We start from the raw sequence: 3,456 nt of genomic DNA on the forward strand, positions 1-3,456 counted from the left end.
CCGAATATTTTTGGTACGACCCGTTTAATCCAGAGGATTTTGCCGGATTTAGGTTGCACAATGGCGTCTATCAGCCTTTAACTGAAGATGAACAAGGACGACTAATTAGCGAAAGATTAGGATTAGCCTTAGTTCGTTGGCAAGGGGTCTATAAAAATAATGTTGATACTACTTGGTTACGTTGGGCTACTAATGACGGAATTGTGCTACCTACTGCTGAAGAAATAGCAGTGCAAGCTCAAGAAGAAGCAGCTCAAGCTCAAGAAGAAGCAGCTCAAGCTCAACAACAAGCTACTCAAGCTCAAGAAGAAGCAGCTCAAGCTCAACAACAAGCTACTCAAGCTCAACAACAAGCCGCTCAAGCTCAACAACGAGCTGAGCAACTGGCTGCTCGCTTACGAGCTATGGGAGTAGATCCTGATCAAGTTTGAAGCGATCTCGCAACGGATTGGTGTAAGCATTGAGCGGTCAGCGGTTAGCACTCAACCCTTGGCCAGTGGCTGACCGCTGATAGCTGATATAGCGCTACGCGCCAGGCAAGAGGCAAGAGGCATGCATGCTAAAGCTTACTAAGCACCTAAACAAAATTAATTGGGTGCGGCTCTTTTAGGAATACGCTATATTACAAGTACACTACATACTTCTAACCCTTTCTATATTTAGATTTAAGTTTTCTAGGCTAAAGGGATAGAATTAAGCGATCGCAAAAAAATGAAACGCAAAAACCCCATTTCAATGTGTAATACGATAATACAAAAAAGATATTATCTTGTTTTTCACTCTTTGAGCGAGACTATTTTGAGCATGTCTCAAGCATACAATTCTTTTTATGCAAGGATTTCATACTTTATGCAAAAATACAATTTTTATTTTCAAAAGAGCCGCACCCAAATGATAAATGAATACCCTTTGATATCTGTATTTCATCCGATGAATTTGTAACGACACCAGCGTGAAGCACTATATTTGTATCCCCTTTGTGTTTTTCAAAAATTGGGATGCTCTCCATCCTTGCTATTGATGGCAGCAGATTCAGTGACATTCCTGAGAGTTCCTAGGTAAGTCACGTAAGAAGTACCACCTGTGCCATAACCCGTATTATTCTTGTCACCCGGATTAGATATGTACTTAGGAATCATTTTGAAATGACTGGTTCGCATCAAAAGAATATTTCCAACACAGTTATTGTAAGCTCTTACTAAATCTGAAGAACCATTTTCTATCACAAAGCTCCTTACTTGGCTCTTCTGATAAATTTCCTCCAAGAACTTTCTATGAGGGGCTGGCATATAGTTTACAAAATCATAGTAGTCTTTTAAAATCAAATCCACAGGAATAGATTTTTTTTCGTTAAGAATTTCTCTTTGTACAGGATCCAGAGACATACAACCCATAATCCGGTCTAAGAAAGGCATCGCGCTGCTTTGAGAACCTGTTTCTCCTCTGAGAGCTGAAGCATTAATCTCAGTACCTTCATAAATAAGCTCAACGTTATTGTTCCACCCTTTGAGAAACTGCCTGATGTGTTTTCTGAAAACTTCAGCAGACACGATATTCTCTGTCGTCATGAAGACATCTTTCATGTTAACAATGGTGTCCGCCATTTCTCGTAAGATAATAGCCAGAGAAACCGCATCTCTTTCTTGTGCTAGCTCCATCGCTTTTATACCTTGTTTATAACACTCTCTAGCTGCTGCTTCATAGGCTACATGAACAGTGATGAATTGGTCTTCATCTTGTCTCCCTGAAAAAGTCACAAGACTTCTAAGGTTGTTTGTCGTAAAATCTCCGTTTGGATCTAGTTTTCTCCAGTTTCTTAAGACATAATCAGCATAATTGAGTATTGGTGGTTCCTCCAACCTTTCTGAAATCTCAACAAAAGGAATAGCAATCTGTGCTGGAAGAACTGTTCGGGGTTCAGATTCGCCTCTATAGATGGGTTCCCAAACATAAGCTTGGGCTATCATTCCTAGACAAAGTTTGGCATTATTCAGATGAAAATCCTCTAAAGAAGTTGTATCTATCTGAGGCATTTTATCTACCTCTATTCCCACTTCTCCAATGGGCAAAATATTTGGAAGATTCTGAGCTATTTCTCTCCAAACATAATACTGTTCAGGCCAAAAATCCAAGGACTCTAAGGTTTCAGTCAAGAATCCTTTTTCTATTATTTTGTCTTTGAAATCAAACATTATTGGATTTTTCTACTAAAAATAGTTTAAACAATATGTATTATAAACCTGATTTAGAGCGGTTTAAATATTTTTATTTTTTTTTATATATTGCTCTTTCGAGCTCATTGGTCAGGGTAAGCTCATCTATAGCGTTTCTTATAGCTATGAGGTACAGAGGATTGTTTCCCTATTACCTATTACCTCTTATCTCTTACCTGCTCCGTTCGCACCTCAAGCAGCGTCGGCTTTGGCGAAAGCGTGGCCCACGGCCTCAGTCCCTGCTCCCTAAAAGCCAGAACTTTGTACCTCATGACTATGATTGCTGGTTCTTCAGTACCTACTATGCTAAATTTATAGTTTACCCCCCCCGAAAAGCTTACTGTGTAAGGGTTATGAGGCTATTTAACCATAAATTTTTCCAATATAGCTGCCTCTTCCTCCTGCTCCGAAGTCCCTGCTCCGAACGCGCCCCGCGTGGCCTACGGCCTCAGTCCCTTTGGCAAAGTGTTAATTTAGCATAACAAGTACGGAAGAGCCATTTTTATTTGAGATGTAAACAAATCATCTAAAGCTTTAGGAAACCTAAAACTTCCAATAGGTAAGAGCAATAAGGAATACATAATTTTTCAGTTTAGCAAAAATCACAATCTAGTTTTACAACTCATTTGTAAAGTAAAAACAAACGTATAAATACTCATTGCCAAATCAAACTAAATTTGATCAACCTATCAATGGGAATAGGGAGAGGTGAGAGGTTGGCTGTAGCGATTGGCCGTAGGCCACGCTACGCGAACGCCTCATGACTACCAAGCCCAAATAGAAAAACCAAATAACCAAGCAGTAAAGTAAGGGAATGGGATTGACCTTTGGTCACGCTACGCGATCGCATTTCCCGACTCCCGATTCCCGATTCCCTACTCCCTACTCCCGACTCCCTACTCCCTACTCCCTTTTCAAACAAAAAAATAGCCGCAGAAATACTATCCACGGCTAGGTAAACCTTATGAATTCACATTTCGCACCATTCCAGACATGCTCCCATGGGAGCAAACCCGATGGTTTGGCCAGGGGGCAAAGCCCCCCAGCAATTTAATAGCTTAACCCAGAATTATGTACTTAGTCATCATCGTAATAAATTCCCCAGGAAGCCCCGTCGGTTAGAGTCGATGCCCGGTATTATCCGGGGCACCTCTCCTTCAGAACCGTACGTGAAGGTTTCCCCTCATACGGCTCCTAGATATTCTCTCCCTTAGGAGTGCTCCAGTGTATCTGTTGATGGCAG

The 3,456-nt window shown here is 40.9% G+C and carries 2 protein-coding genes and 1 pseudogene; 2 read left to right on the forward strand and 1 reads right to left on the reverse strand.

Translation table 11 applies throughout. The features are described from left to right. Positions 1-431, forward strand: a pseudogene (locus F6K38_RS37390) (Uma2 family endonuclease); the annotation flags it as partial. Between the two features lie 555 nt (positions 432-986). Here F6K38_RS37390 and F6K38_RS37395 read toward each other — a convergent pair. Then, positions 987-2,192, reverse strand: coding sequence for a PrnB family protein (locus F6K38_RS37395; RefSeq protein ID WP_287267529.1), 1,206 nt, complete (start codon positions 2,190-2,192; stop codon positions 987-989). Positions 2,193-3,027: 835 nt separating this feature from the next. Here F6K38_RS37395 and F6K38_RS37400 point away from each other — a divergent pair. Beyond that, positions 3,028-3,168, forward strand: coding sequence for a hypothetical protein (locus F6K38_RS37400; protein ID WP_154659777.1), 141 nt, complete (start codon positions 3,028-3,030; stop codon positions 3,166-3,168). The last annotated feature ends 288 nt before the right edge of the window (positions 3,169-3,456 follow it).

Source organism: Moorena sp. SIO3B2, from assembly GCF_010692525.1.
GTDB lineage: Bacteria > Cyanobacteriota > Cyanobacteriia > Cyanobacteriales > Coleofasciculaceae > Moorena > Moorena producens.